The organism is Pseudomonas sp. R5-89-07 (genome assembly GCF_003851685.1).
In the GTDB taxonomy this organism is placed as follows: domain Bacteria; phylum Pseudomonadota; class Gammaproteobacteria; order Pseudomonadales; family Pseudomonadaceae; genus Aquipseudomonas.
Window position 1 is genome coordinate 4364263 of the sequence record NZ_CP027727.1, and the last position, 18677, is coordinate 4382939.

Annotated in this window: 12 protein-coding genes; 6 read left to right on the forward strand and 6 right to left on the reverse strand. The window is 61.7% G+C overall.

The window, feature by feature from the left end:
- Positions 1-58 precede the first annotated feature (58 nt).
- The 3 genes from zipA to C4J94_RS19890 all read right to left on the reverse strand — a co-directional run bounded on the left by zipA (position 59) and on the right by C4J94_RS19890 (position 5331).
- Complete coding sequence (zipA, locus tag C4J94_RS19880) at positions 59-922, reverse strand: cell division protein ZipA (RefSeq protein WP_124387710.1); 864 nt, start codon at positions 920-922, stop codon at positions 59-61.
- 258 nt (positions 923-1180) lie between these two features.
- The gene (smc, locus tag C4J94_RS19885) at positions 1181-4669 is read right to left on the reverse strand and encodes a chromosome segregation protein SMC (RefSeq protein ID WP_124387711.1); all 3489 of its coding nucleotides are present in this window, start codon (positions 4667-4669) and stop codon (positions 1181-1183) included.
- A gap of 2 nt (positions 4670-4671) precedes the next feature.
- Positions 4672-5331 carry a GntR family transcriptional regulator gene (locus C4J94_RS19890; protein ID WP_124387712.1) on the reverse strand — a complete coding sequence of 220 codons (660 nt, stop codon included), beginning with the start codon at positions 5329-5331 and terminating at the stop codon, positions 4672-4674.
- A gap of 280 nt (positions 5332-5611) precedes the next feature.
- Between C4J94_RS19890 and xdhA the strand changes: the two genes are divergently transcribed.
- The 4 genes from xdhA (at position 5612) to guaD (ending at position 11717) form a co-directional block, all read left to right on the forward strand.
- A complete protein-coding gene (gene xdhA / locus C4J94_RS19895) occupies positions 5612-7060 on the forward strand; it encodes a xanthine dehydrogenase small subunit (protein WP_124387713.1) in 1449 nt (482 codons plus the stop codon).
- Complete coding sequence (xdhB, locus tag C4J94_RS19900; RefSeq protein ID WP_124387714.1) at positions 7053-9452, forward strand: xanthine dehydrogenase molybdopterin binding subunit; 2400 nt, start codon at positions 7053-7055, stop codon at positions 9450-9452. Before xdhA ends, xdhB begins: the two co-directional genes overlap by 8 nt.
- A gap of 110 nt (positions 9453-9562) precedes the next feature.
- Positions 9563-10405: a xanthine dehydrogenase accessory protein XdhC gene (gene xdhC / locus C4J94_RS19905; RefSeq protein WP_124387715.1), complete on the forward strand. Its 843-nt coding sequence runs from the start codon at positions 9563-9565 to the stop codon at positions 10403-10405.
- Positions 10406-10412: 7 nt separating this feature from the next.
- Positions 10413-11717, forward strand: coding sequence for a guanine deaminase (gene guaD, locus C4J94_RS19910; protein WP_124387716.1), 1305 nt, complete (start codon positions 10413-10415; stop codon positions 11715-11717).
- A gap of 140 nt (positions 11718-11857) precedes the next feature.
- Here guaD and C4J94_RS19915 read toward each other — a convergent pair whose 3' ends face one another.
- On the reverse strand, positions 11858-12622 hold the full coding sequence (locus C4J94_RS19915) for a GntR family transcriptional regulator (protein ID WP_017739583.1): 765 nt from the start codon (positions 12620-12622) through the stop codon (positions 11858-11860).
- Positions 12623-12954: 332 nt separating this feature from the next.
- Between C4J94_RS19915 and C4J94_RS19925 the strand changes: the two genes are divergently transcribed.
- The gene (locus tag C4J94_RS19925) at positions 12955-14145 is read left to right on the forward strand and encodes a benzoate/H(+) symporter BenE family transporter (protein ID WP_124387718.1); all 1191 of its coding nucleotides are present in this window, start codon (positions 12955-12957) and stop codon (positions 14143-14145) included.
- 37 nt (positions 14146-14182) lie between these two features.
- Here C4J94_RS19925 and C4J94_RS19930 read toward each other — a convergent pair whose 3' ends face one another.
- Positions 14183-14527 carry a YggL family protein gene (locus C4J94_RS19930; protein WP_010208515.1) on the reverse strand — a complete coding sequence of 115 codons (345 nt, stop codon included), beginning with the start codon at positions 14525-14527 and terminating at the stop codon, positions 14183-14185.
- Positions 14528-14764: 237 nt separating this feature from the next.
- Between C4J94_RS19930 and dacB the strand changes: the two genes are divergently transcribed.
- Complete coding sequence (dacB, locus tag C4J94_RS19935; protein WP_124387719.1) at positions 14765-16225, forward strand: D-alanyl-D-alanine carboxypeptidase/D-alanyl-D-alanine-endopeptidase; 1461 nt, start codon at positions 14765-14767, stop codon at positions 16223-16225.
- 2 nt (positions 16226-16227) lie between these two features.
- On the opposite strand, the gene C4J94_RS19940 is transcribed toward dacB, so the two are convergent.
- A complete protein-coding gene (locus tag C4J94_RS19940) occupies positions 16228-18615 on the reverse strand; it encodes a GGDEF domain-containing protein (RefSeq protein ID WP_124387720.1) in 2388 nt (795 codons plus the stop codon).
- Positions 18616-18677: the final 62 nt, after the last annotated feature.

An 18677-nucleotide genomic window follows, 5' to 3' on the forward strand; every position in this document is an offset into this window, starting at 1 on the left:
CCGAAGCTGCTCAATATGTTAGTGCGCTTATTCTACTGACAACGCCGAAGCGCAATCCTCAGCGTTTCTGTGTCAGGGCGCGACGCTCGAACTCGACGATGCGCTGACGGTAATGCTCGATGGTCTGGGCAGTGAGGACGCTGCGTTGATCGTCCTTGAGTTCGCCGTTCAGTTCCTGGGACAGCTTGCGCGCCGCGGCCACCATCACGTCGAACGCTTGTTTGGGGTGACGCGGGCCTGGCAGGCCGAGGAAGAAACTGACCGCCGGGGTGCTGAACAGGTCGATATCGTCCAGGTCGAAGGTGCCCGGCTTGACCGCGTTGGCCATGGAGAACAGTACTTCGCCATTACCGGCCATGCTTTCGTGGCGGTGGAAGATATCCATCTCGCCAAAGCGCAGGCCGCTCTCAAGGATGTTCTGCAACAGCGCCGGGCCCTTGAAGCCACCCGCGTCGCGGCAGATCACACTGATCACCAGCACTTCTTCGGCGGCCGGCTGATCGTTGACCGATTGGCGCGCCGCGTTCTTGCCGGCGTTTTCGTCCGGGAAATCGTCGTCGCGGCTGCTGAAGCTCGGGCCTTCGTCGACATCAAGGTTCAAGTCGCCCTGATGCGGCTCAGCCGATGCAGCGCTGCCGCGCTTGCCACGCTTGGACAAGGGTTCACGGGCTTCACGCACCGGCGCACTCATCGACGGCAAGTCGTGCTCGTCCAGCTGCGGTTCCTTGTGGGTGTCCAGCACACGGGGCGGCCCCAGCAGCTCGGCGCTGCCGTCATCGTCCGGCAGGTTGGACAGGTTTCGGTCCAGGCGGAATTTAAGCTTGCCCTTGCCACCGCGCATGCGGCGCCAGCCATCAAAAAGAATACCGGCAATGACAATAATGCCGATGACGATCAGCCACTCGCGCAGACCGATTTCCATGTAATCCCGTGCCTCTATAAAAAATGCTGAAAAATAAGGGGTTTAGCACCGTGCAAACCGCTTTAAAACGTGGCGCCAACTCTATGTTCTGACTGGCGTTTTGCCCACGCATACGAAAAATTGACATTAAACTAGCACGACCAAAGATAACTTTACACCGTCTGTCAAAATGCCTTGAACAAATATGTCCATTTGCCACTTTTGCCACATAGGTAAATCGCCCTACAGCGTGCTGTAAAAAATCCTTCCTGACTGATCTCAGGATTCAACCATTGCCATGGCTTCTTCCACATCCACCGCCACCAAACGCGAACAGCCGGGCTCATGCATCGTCACGCCCATCAACTGATCGGCCATTTCCATGGCGATCTTGTTGTGGGTGATGTAGATGAACTGCACTGTCTGGGACATCTCCTTGACCAGCCGAGCGTAGCGTCCAACGTTAGCGTCATCCAGCGGTGCGTCAACCTCGTCGAGCATGCAGAACGGCGCCGGGTTCAGCTTGAAGATGGCAAATACCAGTGCCAGAGCGGTCAGCGCCTTTTCGCCGCCGGACAACAAATGGATGGTGCTGTTCTTCTTGCCCGGTGGCCGCGCCATGATCGTTACCCCTGTATCGAGTAGATCTTCGCCCGTCAGTTCCAAGTAGGCGCTGCCGCCACCGAAAACTTTTGGGAATAACGCCTGTAAACCGCCATTAATCTGATCAAAGGTATCCTTGAAGCGGTTACGGGTCTCCTTGTCGATCTTGCGGATCACGTTTTCCAACGTATCCAGGGCTTCCACCAGGTCGGCGTCCTGGGCGTCCAGATAACGTTTGCGCTCGGACTGCTGCTGGTACTCATCGATGGCCGCGAGGTTGATCGCACCGAGCCGCTGGATACGCGCAGCAATCCGCTCAAGTTCTTCCTCGGCGTCTTTTTCGTTGGCCTGGGCGGTCAGCGTGTTGAGTACGCCGTGCAGGTCATAACCGTCTTCCAGCAACTGGTCCTGCAGGGTCTTGCGGCGCACGGTCAGGGCTTGCCACTCCATGCGTTGCTGTTCGAGCTGGCCGCGAATCAGCTGGGATTGCTGCTCGGCCATGGTGCGGCGCTTTTCGGCGTCGCGCAGTTCGCGGTCGGCATCTTCCAGGGCGATCTGCGCGGTCTTGAGTTCTTCGTCGACGCTCATGCGTTTGTCGAGCAACTCTTCAAGCTTGAGGCGCAGCTCTTCAAGGGGCGCTTCGCCCTCCTCCAGGTTCAGGCTCAGTTGCTCGCGTTTCTCGGTGAGACGTTCCGATTGCATCTCCAGGCGCTCGAGCGCCTGGGCCGTGGAAGCGTGCTGGGCGCGCAACGAGCCCAGGCGTACCGCCAACTGGTGGGCGTGGTCCTTGTGCTGGCGGGCTTCCTGGCGCACGCGGTCGAGCCGTTCGCGCAGGCTGTCGCGCTGGGCCAGCAGCAATTCGCGCTGCTCGGTGTCCAGGGCCATGCTGTCGAGGGCCTCCTGCAGTTGCAGGCGCGCTTCGCCGATCTGTTCGTGCTCAAGGGCGCGCTGCTCGCCCATCTCGGTCACTTCTTCGTCGAGGCGGGTGCGGCGCAGGGTCAGTTGTTCGACCTTGGCCTTGCTCGCCGACAGCTGGGCCTTGAGTTCGCCTTGCTGACGCGCTTCGTCCTGTAACAGGCGGCGCAGGTGTTCGCGGCCGGTCTCTTGCTGGCGCTGGGTAGCACGCAGGGTTTGCAGCTCGGCTTCCAGGCTTTCCAGGGTGGCTTCGCGCTCTTCACGCTCGGCGCTCAGGTTGACGATTTCCTGGCCACGGGCCAATACCCCGCTCTCGGCTTCGCTGGCACGCCGCACGCGCAGGAAATGGCGACCGACCCAGTAACCGTCGCGGCTGATCAGGCTTTCACCAGCACCGAGCTGACCGCGCTGGGCCAGGGCCTGCTCAAGCGATTCAACCGGCTTGACCTGGCCCAGCCACGGCGACAGGTCAATCGCCGCCTCGACCTTGTCCAGCAGGCTGCCCGGCACGCGCGTACCGTCTGCAGCCGGGCTGAGCAGACGCAAGTCACCCTGGGCAAAACCGGCCAGGTCGAAGCCGCCAAAATCATCCACCAGCACCGCTTGCAGGTCGGCGCCCAACACGGTTTCCACCGCCAGTTCCCAACCGGCCTCCACTTTCAGCCCTTCGGCCAGGCGTGGGCGCTCGGCCAGGTGCTGGTCGCGCAGCCATTCGGCGGTGCCGGTGCCGGGGTCCAGCGCGGCTTGCTGCAAGGCTTCAAGTGATGCCAGCCGCCCGTTGAGCCGTTGCAAATCGCCCTGGGCCTGCTGCTGCGCCTGGGTCGCGGTGTGCAGTTGCTGACGCAATTGCTCCAGGCGCTCCACTTGCTGCTCTTCGCTGGCTTCGAGCTCTTCCAGGGTCATTTCGCTTTCGGCCAGTTGCTCGCTCAACTGCAGGATCGCGGCGTCTTCCGGGTCGGCGGCGAGCAATACGCGCTCTTCCTGCAGGCGGCGCTGACGCTCGGCCAAACGCTCCATGCTGGTTTCCAGCTGCTGGATGCGCGACTGCTGCACCTCGGCCTGGCGCCGCGGTTCGGCGGAGGTGAGGTTGAAGGTGTCCCACTGCTCCTGCCAGCCGTGCATGCTGGTTTCGGCTTCTTCCAGGGCCGCTGCCGCTTCTTCGGCGGCGGCACTGGTGATTTCCTGCTCGGGGGTGAGCATGTCCAGCTCTTCGCCCAGGGTCAGCAGCAAGGTGCGGTCGTGGCCCAGGTGCGATTCGGTTTCCAGGCGCGCGCGCTCGGCTTCCTTCAAATCGTCCTGCAGCTGGCGCAGACGCTGCTGGCCGTGCTGGATGCTCTGTTCGACCCGGGCAATGTCGCCCCCCACCGAATAGAAACGCCCCTGCACCAGATTGAAGCGCTCGGACAGCTCATGGTGCCCGTCCCGCAGACGCTCGATACTGGCGTCGGCATTGCGCTGCTCGGCCACCAGCGCTTCAAAGCTGACTTCCTGGGTGCCGATGATCGCCTCGCGCTGGCCGACCTGATCGTTCAACGCCTGCCAGCGCAGGGCCGACAGCTGTGCCTTGAGCTGGCGCTCTTCGGCCTTGTATTCCTGATACTTCTCGGCGGCCTGGGCCTGGCGGTGCAGGCGCTCCAACTGGCGCTCCAGCTCTTCGCGCAGGTCGGTCAGGCGGGCGAGGTTTTCATGGGTGCGGCGGATGCGACTTTCGGTCTCGCGGCGCCGCTCCTTGTATTTGGAGATGCCGGCCGCTTCTTCGATGAAATTGCGCAGGTCTTCAGGCTTGGCTTCGATCAGCTTGGAGATCATGCCCTGCTCGATGATCGAGTAGCTGCGCGGGCCCAGGCCTGTGCCGAGGAAGATATCGGTGATGTCGCGTCGACGGCATTTGGTGCCGTTGAGGAAGTAACTGTTCTGGCTGTCACGCGTGACTTTACGGCGGATGGAGATTTCCGCGTAGGCCGCGTATTCGCCGATCAGGGTGCCATCGGAGTTGTCGAACACCAGCTCGATGCTGGCCTGGCTCACCGGCTTGCGGCTGGTGGAGCCGTTGAAGATGACGTCGGTCATCGACTCGCCGCGCAGGTTTTTCGCCGAGCTCTCGCCCATCACCCAGCGGACGGCGTCGATGATATTCGACTTGCCGCAACCATTGGGCCCGACCACCGCCGCCATGTTACTGGGGAAGTTTACCGTGGTCGGGTCGACGAAGGATTTGAACCCCGCCAGCTTGATGCACTTGAGCCGCACGCTTAGGCGTCCGCCAACGCTGCGATCACCAGCGAGCTGCTGCGCTGGCAGTAGGCCGACAGCACCAGACGGATCTGCGCCAGGTCACGGGCCAGCACGGCAGCGAGCAACTGTTCGAACAGCGTCAGGTATTCGCTCATTTCCGCCTTGCGCTGCTCGAGGGCCAGGTAATAGGCGCGGTTCATCGCCGGCTGCAGGTTCTCTACGGTTTCCTGCAGATACGGGTTGTTGGCGAAGGGGTACGCGGCGCGCATCACATTGAAGCTTTCTTCGACGAAGGCGCGGATGTCCTGACGCTCATAGCTGCCCATCAGGCGCTGCTGGATTTGCAGGAAGGGCGCCATGTCGGCCTGGGTCTGCCAGCCTTCGGCCACCGCATTGCCGAGCAGGATGTACATCTCGCCCATCAACGTACACAGGCTCTGCACCTTGTGTGCGGTGAGTTCGGTGACGTGGGCGCCACGGCGCGGCAGGATCGCGATCAGGTGCCGGCGCTCGAGGATCAGCAAGGCTTCGCGCACGGAGCCACGGCTGACATTCAGCGCCAGCGTGACCTTCTGTTCCTGGATCCGCTCCCCAGGCTTGAGATCGCCGCGGATGATACGTTCGGCGAGGTGGTGAGCGATTTGCTCGGCGAGACTGTCCGGCGCCTTGAACGTCATGTTTTCCCTTCAAAATCTGCTATCGGTACAAACGCGGCAGTGTAGCGCATTGGCCCGCTGATGGCGCTACGCCCACCGTGGCGAATTTGGCATGAAACACGCAAGCCTGAAAAGCCATAAGCCCCTGAAAACGCCGGTTCCAGAAGACTGAACCATAATAGTAAGTGTTGTGACCGCATTTTCTTGACCCTTAGGTCAGAAAACCATTGACCGAAAAGTCAGACATGACTAGATTCGGCGCAAAGCGGTTAACAACAATAATGAGTCTGCGAGGCCTTCCGTGATCCAGTTTTTACTTAACCAGGAACTCCGTAGCGAGCACGCCCTGGACCCCAACCTTACCGTGCTCAACTACTTGCGCGAGCATGTGGGCAAACCCGGTACCAAGGAAGGCTGCGCCAGCGGCGACTGCGGTGCGTGCACCGTGGTGGTGGGCGAACTGCACAGCGACGATCAAGGCATTGAGCAGATTCGCTATCGCAGCCTCAATTCCTGCCTGACCTTTGTCTCGTCGCTGCACGGCAAGCAACTGATCAGCGTCGAAGACCTCAAGCACCAGGGCCAACTGCACAGCGTGCAGCAGGCGATGGTCGAATGCCATGGCTCGCAGTGCGGCTTCTGCACCCCAGGTTTCGTGATGTCGTTGTTTGCCCTGCAAAAGAACAGCGACAGGCCCGACAGCCAGAAGGCCCACGAAGCCCTGGCCGGCAACCTGTGCCGCTGCACCGGCTATCGGCCGATTCTGGCGGCTGCGGAACAAGCCTGCTGCAACAAGCCTCAGGACCAGTTCGACAGCCGCCAGGCCGAGACCATTGCCCGCCTCAAAGCCATCGCGCCGACCCAAACCGGCGAACTCAACAGTGGCGACAAGCGCTGCCTGGTACCGTTGACCGTCGCCGACCTGGCCGACCTTTACGACGCCTACCCGCAAGCCCGCCTGCTGGCCGGCGGCACCGACCTGGCGCTGGAAGTCACCCAGTTCCATCGCACCCTGCCGGTGATGATCTACGTCGGCAATATTGCCGAGATGAAGCGCATCGAAGCCTTCGACGACCGCCTGGAAATCGGCGCCGCCACCGCCCTCTCCGACTGCTACGCCGCGCTGCACCACGAATACCCCGACTTCGGCGAACTGCTGCATCGCTTCGCCTCGCTGCAGATCCGCAACCAGGGCACCCTGGGCGGCAATATCGGCAACGCCTCGCCGATTGGTGATTCGCCGCCGTTGCTGATCGCCCTCGGCGCGCAGATTGTGCTGTGCAAGGGCAATACCCGCCGTACTCTGGCGCTGGAGGACTACTTCATCGATTACCGCGTCACCGCCCGCCAGGACAGTGAATTCATCGAGAAGATCATCGTGCCCAAGGGCCACTCGCTGTTTCGCGCCTATAAGGTTTCCAAGCGCCTGGACGACGATATTTCCGCCGTGTGCGCCGCCTTCAACCTGACACTCGACAACGGCGTGGTCAGCGAGGCCCGCGTTGCCTTCGGCGGCATGGCCGCCACCCCCAAGCGCGCCAGGCACTGCGAGACGCAACTGATTGGCGCCACCTGGAACGCAGCCACCGTGGAGAAAGCCTGTGCCGCCCTGGCCGAGGATTTCACCCCGCTCTCGGACTTCCGCGCCAGCAAGGAATACCGCCTGCTCAGCGCGCAAAACCTGCTGCGCAAATACTTCATCGAACTGCAAACGCCGCACATCGAGACTCGGGTGACCGCTTATGTCTAACCATCACGCCGTGGAAAAAACCCAGGCCGAACTGGCCGAACTGTTTGCCCGCGACCTCACTTGCGGGGTCGGGCGCAGCGTCAAGCATGACAGCGCCGCCAAGCATGTCAGCGGTGAGGCGCAGTACATCGACGACCGCCTCGAATTCCCCAATCAGCTGCACCTGTACGCGCGCATGTCCGACCGCGCCCACGCAAAAATCCTCAGCATCGACACAGCCCCCTGCTATGCCTTCGACGGCGTGCGCATCGTGATCACCCACGAAGACGTACCGGGCCTCAAGGACATCGGCCCACTGATGCCGGGCGATCCGCTGCTGGCCATCGACACCGTGCAGTTCGTCGGCCAGGTGGTATTGGCCGTGGCCGCCCGTGACCTTGAAACGGCCCGCAAGGCCGCGATGGCAGCGGTGATCGAGTACGAAGACCTGGAGCCGGTACTGGATGTGGTCGAGGCGTTTCGCAACAAACACTTCGTGCTCGACAGCCACAGCCATCAACGCGGTGACTCGGCCAGTGCGCTGGCCACGGCGAAAAACCGTATCCAGGGCACGCTGCATATTGGCGGCCAGGAACACTTCTATCTGGAAACCCAGATCTCGTCGGTGATGCCCACCGAAGACGGCGGCATGATCGTCTACTGCTCCACGCAAAACCCCACCGAAGTGCAGAAACTGGTGGCGGAAGTGCTCGACGTGTCGATGAACAAAATCGTCGTCGACATGCGCCGCATGGGCGGCGGGTTCGGCGGCAAGGAAACCCAGGCCGCCAGCCCCGCCTGCCTGTGCGCGGTGGTGGCGCGCCTCACCGGCCAGCCCACCAAGATGCGCCTGCCGCGGGTCGAAGACATGCTGATGACGGGCAAGCGCCACCCTTTTTATATCGAATATGACGTGGGCTTTGACGACAACGGCCGGTTGCACGGCATCAACCTGGAACTGGCGGGCAACTGCGGCTGCTCGCCGGACTTGTCCAACTCGATTGTCGACCGCGCGATGTTCCACGCCGATAACGCCTATTACCTGGGCGATGCCACGGTCAATGGCCATCGCTGCAAGACCAACACCGCGTCCAACACCGCTTATCGTGGCTTCGGTGGCCCGCAAGGGATGGTCGCCATCGAGGAAGTGATGGATGCCATCGCTCGCCACCTGGCGCTGGATCCGTTGGCCGTGCGCAAGGCCAACTATTACGGCAAGACCGAGCGCAACGTCACCCACTACTACCAGACCGTCGAGCACAACATGCTCGAAGAAATGACCACCGAACTTGAAGCCAGCAGCCAATACGCCGAGCGCCGCGAAGCGGTGCGTCTGTACAACGCCCACAGCCCGATCCTGAAAAAGGGCCTGGCGCTGACTCCGGTCAAATTTGGTATTTCGTTCACCGCGAGCTTTCTCAACCAGGCCGGCGCCCTGATCCATATCTACACCGACGGCAGCATCCACCTGAACCACGGCGGCACCGAGATGGGCCAGGGCCTGAACACCAAGGTCGCCCAGGTGGTGGCCGAAGTGTTCCAGGTGGACATCGACCGCGTGCAGATCACCGCCACCAACACCGACAAGGTGCCCAACACCTCGCCGACAGCCGCCTCCAGCGGCGCCGACCTGAATGGCAAGGCCGCACAGAATGCCGCCGAAACCATCAAGCAGCGCCTGGTGGAGTTTGCCGCGCGCAAGTACGACGTGAGCGAGGCGGACGTGGAATTTCGCAACGGCCATGTGCGCGTGCGTGAACAGATTTTGAGCTTCGAGGCGCTGATCCAGCAGGCGTATTTCGCCCAGGTGTCGCTGTCGAGCACCGGTTTCTACAAGACCCCGAAAATCTTCTACGACCGCAGCCAGTCACGCGGGCGGCCGTTCTACTACTTCGCCTTCGGCGCGGCGTGCTGCGAAGTGATCGTCGACACCCTGACCGGCGAATACAAGATGCTGCGCACCGACATCCTGCACGACGTGGGCGCCTCGCTGAACCCGGCCATCGACATCGGCCAGGTCGAAGGCGGGTTTATCCAGGGCATGGGCTGGCTGACCATGGAAGAGTTGGTGTGGAACAACAAAGGCAAGCTGATGACCAACGGCCCGGCCAGCTACAAGATCCCGGCCGTGGCCGACATGCCGCTGGACCTGCGGGTCAAGCTGGTGGAAAACCGCAAGAACCCGGAAGACACGGTGTTCCATTCCAAGGCCGTGGGCGAGCCGCCGTTCATGCTCGGGATAGCCTCGTGGTGCGCGATCAAGGATGCGGTGGCGAGCCTGGGTGACTATCGCCATCAGCCCAGGATCGACGCGCCGGCAACGCCGGAGCGGGTGTTGTGGGGGTGTGAGCAGATGCGGCGGTTACAGGTGGCGCCAGCCGTTGAGATTGAAACCGAGACAGCTTCGCTCTAGACCGAGGCGCTGCCATCGGGGGCAAGCCCCCTCCCACATTTGGAATGCGTTCCCATGTGGGAGGGGGCTTGCCCCCGATGACGGCCTGACAGACACCACAAGAGGTGACCATGAACAACTGGATCAGCGCCCTCGCCGACCTGCAGAACCAAGGCGAACCCTGCGTGCTCGTCACCATCATCGAAGAACTCGGCTCCACCCCGCGCAACGCCGGTTCCAAGATGGTGATCAGCGCCGCCCACACCTTCGACACCATCGGCGGCGGGCACCTGGAATACAAGGCGACGCACATCGCCCGCGAGATGCTTGCCAGTGGCCAGCACAACACCCACCTGGAACGCTTCAGCCTCGGCGCGAGCCTGGGCCAGTGCTGCGGCGGCGTGACGGTGCTGCTGTTCGAACCCATGGGCCAGGTGCAGGCGCAGATTGCCGTGTTCGGCGCCGGCCACGTGGGGCGTGCGCTGGTGCCGTTGCTGGCGAGCCTGCCGTGCCGCGTGCGCTGGATCGATTCGCGCGAGCAGGAGTTTCCGCAGCAGATCCCCCAGGGCGTGCGTAAAATCGTCAGCGAAGAGCCGGTCGACGAAATAGCCGACTTGCCGGCGGGCTGTTATTGCATCGTCATGACCCACAACCACGCCCTGGACCTGGAACTGACCGCCGCCCTGCTCAAGCGCAATGATTTTGCCTACTTCGGCCTGATCGGCTCCAGGACCAAACGCGTCAAGTTCGAACACCGCCTGCGTGATCGCGGCTTCGACCCCGCGCAACTGCAACGCATGCGCTGCCCGATGGGCCTCACCGAGGTAAAGGGCAAATTGCCAGTGGAGATCGCCATTTCCATCGCCGGCGAAATCATCGCCACCTATAACGCCCAGTTCGGCCAGCACGCCGCCAGCGCTGAACCGATTGCCAAATTGCTGCCGGTGTCACGCCGCAGCCAAGCCAAGAATTGAGATAACCATGCCTTTGACTCGCAAAGCCTACCGTGCCGCCATCCTGCACAGCATCGCCGACCCCGCCGAGGTCGGCATCGACGCGTCCTACGAGTATTTCGAAGACGGCCTGCTAGTGATCGACAACGGCCAGATCAGCGCGGTTGGCCACGCCGGCGACCTGCTGCCGACCCTGCCCGCCGATATCGAGGTCACCCACTATCAGGACGCGCTGATCACCCCCGGCCTGATCGATACGCACATCCACCTGCCGCAGACCGGCATGGTGGGCGCCTATGGCGAGCAACTGCTGGACTGGCTCAACACCTACACCTTCCCGTGTGAAAGCCAGTTCGCCGACAAGGCGCACGCTGACGAAGTGGCGGATATCTTCATCAAGGAACTGCTGCGCAACGGCACCACCACTGCGCTGGTATTCGGCAGCGTGCACCCGCAATCGGTGAACTCATTCTTCGAAGCCGCCGAAAAACTCGACCTGCGCATGATCGCCGGCAAAGTGATGATGGACCGCAACGCGCCGGACTACCTGACCGACACCCCACAATCGGGCTACGAGCAAAGCAAGGCGCTGATCGAGCGCTGGCACGGCAAGGGCCGCCTGCATTACGCCGTCACGCCGCGATTCGCCCCCACCAGCACGCCGGAGCAACTGGCCCTGGCCGGGCAACTGCTGGGGGAATACCCGGACCTGTACATGCAGACCCACATCAGTGAGAACAAGCAGGAAGTCGAGTGGGTGAAGGCGCTGTTTCCGGAGCGCAACGGCTACCTGGACGTGTACGACCACTACAAACTGCTCGGCGAACGCTCGGTGTTTGCCCATGGCGTGCACCTGTGCGACGAGGAATGCGCACGGCTGGCCGAGACCGGCTCGGCCGTGGCGTTCTGCCCGACGTCGAACTTCTTCCTCGGCAGTGGCCTGTTCAACCTGCCGATGGCCGAAAAGCACAAACTGCATGTAGGCCTGGGCACGGACGTGGGCGGCGGCACCAGCTTCTCGCTGCTGCAAACGCTGAATGAAGCCTACAAGGTCATGCAACTGCAAGGCGCGCGGTTGAGCCCTTTCAAATCACTGTACCTGGCCACCCTGGGCGGGGCGCGAGCGCTGCGCCTGGAAGACAAGATCGGCACCCTGCAACCGGGCACGGATGCGGACTTCCTGGTGCTGGACTACAACGCCACGCCGCTGCTGAGCTATCGCCTGAAGCAGGCCAATAACATTGCCGAGACGTTGTTCGTGCTGATGACGCTGGGAGATGATCGGACGGTGTTGCAGGCCTACGCCGCCGGCCAACTGGTGCACCAGCGCTGATCCCAGCCACACCACAAAACCAATGTGGGAGGGGGCTTGCCCCCGATAGCAGAGTATCAGTCACTGATTCAGTTGACTGACACACCGCCATCGGGGGCAAGCCCCCTCCCACATTTTTTATCCCAGGTGAGCCAGGGAAATTACAGTTTTACCGAAGAGCGCCCAGGCTTCTTGGTCTGCAGCAAATGCGAGAACACCGCATGCAAGTCGTCCGACGCACTTTCCTCATCGAGGTTGAGCTTGCTGTCGATGTGATCCATGTGATGCATCATCAAATCCACCGCCAGTACCGCATCGCGCGCTTCGATCGCGTCGATCAACTGGGTGTGTTCATCGTAAGAACAGTGCGAGCGGTTGCCGCTTTCGTACTGGGCGATGATCAATGAGGTCTGGGACACCAGGCTACGCTGGAAGCTGATCAGCGGCGCATTCTTCGCCGCTTCAGCCAGCTTCAAGTGAAACTCGCCAGAGAGGCGGATGCCGGCACCCCGGTCGCCACGGGAGAAACTGTCGCGTTCGTCGTTGACCATCTGGCGCAGCTCGGCCAGTTGCTCAGCGGTGGCGTGCTGTACCGCCAATTCGGTGATCGCCCGCTCCACCAGACGCCGGGCCATGAATACCTGGCGCGCCTCCTCAACGCTGGGGCTGGCGACGACCGCGCCACGATTGGGCCGCAGCAACACCACGCCTTCATGGGCCAGGCGCGACAACGCGCGGCGAATGATGGTGCGGCTCACGCCGAAAATTTCGCCCAGTGCCTCTTCGCTCAATTTGGTGCCGGGTGCCAGGCGTTGTTCGAGGATCGCCTCGAAGATATGCGCGTAGACGATATCGTCCTGGGTTCCGCTGCGACCAGCCTTGCCGGCTCGCGGTTGTTTCTTGAGAGGTTGCAACTGTTCGTTCATGGGCACTCGGGTTTGGAGAACGGCGGCGAATTAACGGTAATACGGCAACAGCGGGTCGCTGGCAAGTATCACCTAAAAACAGGGCACATTGTACACAACCCAATGGGCCAACACACTGTACGGCTGTTTGCGGCGTCGGCTGTATTGCAATGGGACGTTACGTTTGAGTTTAGGCTTGATTCCACGATTTCCCACGCCGTTTTTGTAGGAGCGAGCTTGCTCGCGAAAAACCTGAGAACGCCACGGTTATTCAGGAAGCTCGCGTTATCGTTGACGTTTTTCGCGAGCAAGCTCGCTCCTACAAGAAAGCCTGACACAAGGAACATCTTCCCATGACCGACGCCACCCAAGCGCCCTTGCGCCCGCTGGCCGACACCTCGCCGTCGGCTCTCGTCGCCGGTTTCATCGCCATGATGACCGGCTACACCAGCTCGCTGGTGCTGATGTTCCAGGCCGGTCAGGCAGCGGGCTTGACCACGGCGCAGATCTCCTCGTGGATCTGGGCGATCTCCATCGGCATGGCGGTGTGCAGCATCGGCCTGTCCCTGCGCTATCGCACGCCGATCACCATTGCCTGGTCCACCCCCGGCGCGGCGCTGCTGATCACCAGCCTGGGCGGGGTCAGCTACGGCGAGGCCATCGGCGCCTACATCACCTGCGCGGTGCTGGTAACGATCTGCGGGCTGACCGGCAGCTTTGAAAAACTGGTCAAGCGCATCCCCGCATCACTGGCGGCGGCGTTGCTGGCGGGGATTCTGTTCAAGATCGGCAGCGAAATCTTCGTCGCCGCGCAGCATCGCACCGGCCTGGTGCTGGGGATGTTTTTCACTTACCTGATCATCAAGCGCCTGTCGCCGCGTTATGCCGTGCTCGCTGCGCTGGTGATCGGCACCCTGCTGTCGGGCTTGATGGGGCTGCTGGACTTCAGCGGTTTTCACCTGGAAGTCGCGACACCGGTATGGACCACACCGCATTTCTCACTGGCGGCGACCATCAGCATTGGCATCCCGCTGTTCGTGGTGGCGATGACGTCGCAAAACATGCCGGGCGTCGCCGTGCTGCGCGCCGACGGCTACACCGTGCCGGCCTCGCCACTGATCACCACCACCGGCCTCGCCTCGCTGGTGCTGGCGCCCTTTGGCTCCCACGGCATCAACCTGGCGGCAATCAGCGCGGCGATCTGCACCGGGCCGCACGCCCATGAAGACCGCAACAAGCGCTACACCGCCGCCGTATGGTGCGGGGTGTTCTACGGGATTGCCGGGGTATTCGGCGCCACTTTGGCGGCACTGTTCGCAGCGTTGCCCAAGGAACTGGTGCTGTCGATTGCGGCCCTCGCGTTGTTTGGCTCGATCATCAATGGCCTGAGCATCGCCATGAATGAGCCCAAGGAACGGGAAGCGGCGCTGATCACGTTTATGGTCACCGCGTCAGGCCTGACGTTGTTTTCCATCGGTTCGGCGTTCTGGGGGATTGTGGCGGGGGTGTTGACGCTGCTGATCCTGAATTGGCGCAAGGCATAAAAAAACGGCGACCCTCAGGTCGCCGTTTTGTTTAGTATCACTTGGCCGCGTTGATCGGCTTTTCCGGATACCACACGTCCAGCAACGGGCTGACTTCAGCCTTGGTCAGCTCGGAACGGGTTTTCAGCCAGGCTTCAACGGCAGCACGCTGCTCTTCGGAGACCGAGCCGCGCTTCTGCAGGCAAACCAGACCGTAGTCATCGCCGCCGACATAGCCCAGACCGTTGGCTTCCATGGCTTCTTTGATGAATGCTTCGAGGAAAGCGTCGATAGCTTCTTCACTCAGGCCTTCTTTGAAGTCCAGGTTCAGTTCGAAACCCAGCTCTTGAAATTCATCAACGCACAGTTTTTTGCGCAGACGCTGGGAACGGTTAGTCGCCATTGGAACAATCCTCATAAGTAATAACGGGCGGCACTTTAGCAGTTTAAGACGGCAATTGCCCGACTCTCTGGGACGGGCGGCGCTTTGCCGATAAAAAAACCCGGATTCCCCGCTATCGTTCAGCTACAAGTAAGCTTGGGTTGGGGCATAATGCCGACACTTTCATGACCAATGAGGGATTTTTCTTGCATACCCCTCACCTTTTTCACCCTTCCCTGCAGTAGGGTCTTATTTCTTATGATCAAATCTTTACGTTCTGTTCTCCTCGCCGGCGTTCTCCTGCCACTGGCCGTTTGTGCCACCGCCGCCCCCGTCAATAACACCCTGCCCCCTAGCGTTGCCCAGGCCCTCCAGAAAGCAAAACTGCAAAACACGGCGTTGTCCCTGGTGATGTTGCCGTTGAACGGCCCCGGTACACCGACCGTATTCAATGCCGATGTTTCGGTAAACCCGGCCTCCACCATGAAACTGGTCACCACCTACGCGGCCCTGGAAATGCTCGGCCCCAACCATCAGTGGAAAACCGAGTTCTACACCGACGGCGTACTCAGTGGCGGCGTGTTGCGTGGCAACCTGTACCTCAAGGGCGGCGGCGACCCCAAGCTGAACATGGAAAAACTCTGGCTGCTGATGCGCGACCTGCGCGCCAACGGCGTACAGCAGGTCACCGGGGACCTGGTGCTGGATCGCAACTTCTTCCAGCAGCCGCAGTTGCCGGAATTCAATGACGACGGCAACGATGAGAACAAGCCGTTCCTGGTCAAGCCCGATGCGCTGCTGGTCAACCTCAAGGCCCTGCGCTTCGTGACGCGCAATGATGCAGGCCGGGTGATCGTGTCGGTCGAGCCGCCGATTGCGAACATTCGCATCGACAACCAGGTGAAAGTGTCCAACGCCAAACAGTGCACCGGCGACGTGCGCTACAGCCCGGTAACCGCCGCCGATGGCAGTGTGACCGTGACGGTCAGCGGCCAACTGGCCGACGGTTGCAGTTCGCAGACCTACTTGTCGCTGCTCGACCATGCCACCTACACCGCCGGCGCCGTGCGGGCGATCTGGAAGGAACTGGGCGGCACCATCCAGGGCCGTGATATCCAGGCGCCAGTGCCCAAGGATGCCAAGGTGCTGGCGCGTGCGTTCTCGCCGGACCTGGCGGAAATCATCCGCGACATCAACAAATACAGTAACAACACCATGGCCCAGCAGCTGTTCCTGAGCCTGGGTGCGCAGTTTCGCAACGATGCCGACGGCGACGATGCCAAGGCTGCGCAACGCGTAGTGCGTCAGTGGCTGGCGAAGAAAGGCATTACCGCACCGCACCTGGTAATGGAGAACGGTTCCGGCCTGTCCCGTGCCGAGCGGATCAGCGCGCGCGAGATGGCCGCCATGCTGCAAGCCGCCTGGAAAAGCCCCTACGCCGCCGAATACATCAGCTCGTTGCCGATCGCCGGCACCGACGGCACCATGCGTAAACGCCTGAAAACCACCGCCATGCGCGGCGAAGCCCATGTGAAGACCGGTACCTTGAACACCGTGCGCGCCATCGCCGGTTTCAGCCGCGACAACAACGGCAACACCTGGGCGGTGGTGGCGATTCTCAACGATTCCAAGCCGTGGGGCGCGTCATCGGTGCTGGACCAGGTGCTGCTGGACCTGTATCGCCAGCCGAAGGCAGTTGCAGCCGCGCCGGTGCTCTAGAACTATTGCACGCCGCTGCCACAGGCCTCCACCCGGTCCCTGCCCGTCTGCTTGGCCGCATACACCGCCGAGTCCGCGCGCAGCAGTAACCCGTCGATGCCTTCATCGACACGCCAGCTGGCAACCCCAAAGCTGGCGGTGACGATGCCCACCGGCGCCATCGGCACGCTGCGCAATGACTGCCACAACTCCGTCGCCAGGCGGTATGCCTGCTCGCCATCGGTGTGCGGGCACAACACCACGAACTCTTCCCCACCCAACCGGCAGAACACGTCGGAGCGGCGCAGGCGCTGGCTGATGCGCCTGCACAGCTCCTGCAACACGCCGTCGCCGGCACCATGCCCGTGCTGGTCGTTGATCCGCTTGAAGTGATCGATATCCAGCATGATCACCGACAGCGCCCCCGACGTCCGATTGAGGCGCAGCAGTTCAGCTTTCATACGGTCCTGGAAATAGCGGCGATTGTGGATGCCCGTCAGGGAGTCGGTGATGGACAGCGTGCGCAGCTCTTCTTCCACACGCTTAAGATCGGAAATATCCGACACATAACCGTGCCACAACGTACCGCCACCGGGTAATTCCTCCGGAGTAGCCTCGCCACGAATCCAGCGCAGGCCGCGCTGGGGCAACTGCACGCGATATTCTTCGCGCCAGTGGCTCAGTTGCAACGCCGACAAACGTATCGAGGCGCGTACCCGCTCCACATCCAGGGGGTGAATACGCTCAAGCACCTTGCCCCCATCCTGCTGCAACACGCCCAGCTCGATTTCATAGATATCGCGCATGCCTTCGCTGGCGTATATGAAACGCCAGGTGTCGTGGGGCTCCAGCGTGAACTGGAAGATGCCGCCAGGCACATGGGCACTGAGCTTTTTCAGCAAGCGATCCCGCGCGGCCAAGGCCTCGTAGGCGCGCTTCTGCTCAGTGATATCCAGGTAAATGGCCAGGTGCCCGACCCACAGGCCATGGTCATCCAGCAACACCGTGACCAGCATGTTGACGGTCAAGGGGCTGCCATCCTCACGCACCAGCGTCCACTCACGGGCGTCATGCTGACTGTCCGGACTGTCCACCAGCATCGCCTGGCTCGGTGCGATGCGCTTACCCAGCGCCACACTCAAACGCGCGGCGCGGGTTTCGAGTTCCGAGGCCAGGTGCAGGCTTTCCAGCGTCAGGCGACCTACCACGTGCTCGCCCTTGAACCCCAGCATTCGTTCGGCGCCAGCATTGAACATGTTGATGACACCACGCAAATCCGTGGCAATGATTGCGACATGCGTCGCGGCATTCAGCACGCTGCGCAATTGACCATGCGTTCCCCGTAATTCCTGTTCACGCATGCGCAACTGAGCGGTGCGCTGCTCTACCAGGGTCAGCGCCCGCTGGCGTTGGCTGACCAGCACGTAGAGCAAGGCGCTGAGCAGTGCACTCAGCAACACGCCCATGGCCAGTATCGTGTTGGTCGAGGAATGGTTGGCCTTGTCGAATACCCCGCTGGCACGCAGGCTCAGCGCGTACACATGGTCACCGAGGCTAAGACGCCGGGCGGCCACCAGGTTGCTGCCGCCGGGCGCATTGCTGGATGCATACAGCACACGCTGCTGAGAGTCGGAGGTATCGACGATCTGCATCGCCAGGTTATCCCGGTTTGGCTTGGGCAAGCCGTCGGCCACCAATTGGCGCATGCTGATCACTGCCATGACATAGCCGTACGGCTGCGCATCGACAGTTTTGCTGACCGGCGCCACCAGCAGTACTCCCGCGGCATAGGCCGGCTCCACGCCCACCAATTGCATGGGCTGGGACACCGCCGCCTTGCCGCTTTTTTGCGCACGTTCAAGCACCGCGCGCCGCAGGGGTTGGGCCAGCAGATCAAAGCCCAATGGCGAGCCCAACAGACTTTGGGTCTGGCTGTACAGCACCGGTACATATTCATTGCGCTCGGAAGCCGGCGCCAACTCACCCGCCGAATTCAGTTCACGGATATTGAACGGTGCGCCGCGCTGGCGCGAGATGTCCTGTTCAAACTGGCTGCGCTGTTCCCGAGACACCCGCGGCGCCCAGGCATAGGCACGCGCATGCAATAACAAGGGTTGGGCGAAACCGTCGAATTCGGCGCGCGAGACCTCGCCGGAATTGACGAAGAAGCGGCGCAGGCTGTCCAGGCGTAGTTCCTGGTCTTCGAAGCGCTCCTGAATCCGGTTGTAGCGCTCGCTGACCAGCAACTGGAAGCGCTGGCGCACCTGTTGCTGATAGAGGTCGGCAGCGGCCCATGCGATGACCAGGGTCAATGCGCTACCGGTTGCCAATACCACCACTGCCACCAGCCAAGCCGATGCCTGTTCACTGATAAAACCAAGGATTTTCGGGCGTACGGCTTGCATCGGCATAGGCAACACTCACAACGCCAGCGTGCGGGGGTGTCACTTTGGCTGGACGTTAAGTTATAGCC

What these genes read in the sequence shown, in the direction of transcription:
- zipA (WP_124387710.1), bottom strand. Translation starts at nt 922, where the DNA reads ATGGAAATCGGTCTGCGCGAGTGGCTGATCGTCATCGGCATTATTGTC.
- C4J94_RS19890 (WP_124387712.1), bottom strand. Translation starts at nt 5,331, where the DNA reads ATGACGTTCAAGGCGCCGGACAGTCTCGCCGAGCAAATCGCTCACCAC.
- xdhB (WP_124387714.1), top strand. Translation starts at nt 7,053, where the DNA reads ATGTCTAACCATCACGCCGTGGAAAAAACCCAGGCCGAACTGGCCGAA.
- xdhC (WP_124387715.1), top strand. Translation starts at nt 9,563, where the DNA reads ATGAACAACTGGATCAGCGCCCTCGCCGACCTGCAGAACCAAGGCGAA.
- guaD (WP_124387716.1), top strand. Translation starts at nt 10,413, where the DNA reads ATGCCTTTGACTCGCAAAGCCTACCGTGCCGCCATCCTGCACAGCATC.
- C4J94_RS19915 (WP_017739583.1), bottom strand. Translation starts at nt 12,622, where the DNA reads ATGAACGAACAGTTGCAACCTCTCAAGAAACAACCGCGAGCCGGCAAG.
- C4J94_RS19925 (WP_124387718.1), top strand. Translation starts at nt 12,955, where the DNA reads ATGACCGACGCCACCCAAGCGCCCTTGCGCCCGCTGGCCGACACCTCG.
- C4J94_RS19930 (WP_010208515.1), bottom strand. Translation starts at nt 14,527, where the DNA reads ATGGCGACTAACCGTTCCCAGCGTCTGCGCAAAAAACTGTGCGTTGAT.
- dacB (WP_124387719.1), top strand. Translation starts at nt 14,765, where the DNA reads ATGATCAAATCTTTACGTTCTGTTCTCCTCGCCGGCGTTCTCCTGCCA.
- C4J94_RS19940 (WP_124387720.1), bottom strand. Translation starts at nt 18,615, where the DNA reads ATGCCGATGCAAGCCGTACGCCCGAAAATCCTTGGTTTTATCAGTGAA.